Origin of the sequence: Mycobacterium sp. 050128, from assembly GCF_036409155.1 — a bacterium.
GTDB lineage: Bacteria > Actinomycetota > Actinomycetes > Mycobacteriales > Mycobacteriaceae > Mycobacterium.
The window spans coordinates 1-610 of the sequence record NZ_JAZGLW010000042.1 but is presented as its reverse complement, the minus strand read 5'-3'; the positions used below and the strand labels follow the sequence as shown (position 1 = coordinate 610).

1 protein-coding gene is annotated in these 610 nt (G+C 61.8%); it reads left to right on the top strand.

Annotated features, from left to right (window positions below; all coding sequences use genetic code 11):
* Positions 1 to 610: AAA domain-containing protein (locus tag SKC41_RS31745; protein ID WP_330981556.1), on the top strand; the 610-nt coding region annotated here is incomplete at both ends.

The following is a 610-nucleotide window of genomic DNA, read 5'->3' as shown; positions in this document are numbered from 1 at the left end:
GGCGCGAACACAATGACCTCGTCGAAACCTATGACCTCGACCGGGTGTTCTTGTCGACCTCGCTATTCGACACTCTGCTCGCTGAAGTGCCCGAGGAGTGCCGTGCCAGGTTGGTGACCCAGCACCGGATGGCCGCCCCGATCGGTGAGCTCATCTCGCACACTTTCTACGGCGGCAGCCTGATCCACGACCCCGTGGCAGTAGTGGCTGCCGAAACCATCGACGACGACGAACGCGTGATCTGGTTCTCGACAAGCCACCGCAGCACCCGCCACGAGGAGACGCGTTTCGCGGGTGACTCCAGCCTGGCGAATACGCTTGAGGTCGAACAGGTCTGCCAACTCGTCCACCGCCTCAACGCCGGAGCCAGCCTGGGCAAGTACCATCGCACCGACGGCGGCAAGCTTGAGATCCTCATCCTCAGCGGTTACCGGAAACAGTGCGTCGAGATTGAACGCGCCCTGCGTCGCGGCCACCGCTTGGACAACGTCGACGTTCAGATCAAAACCGTTGACGCCGTGCAGGGCCGAGAATCGGACGTCGTGATCTTCTCGGTGACTCGAAGCAATTTGCGTGGCGAACTCGGCTTCCTTGGCGAGCCCTATGAAGG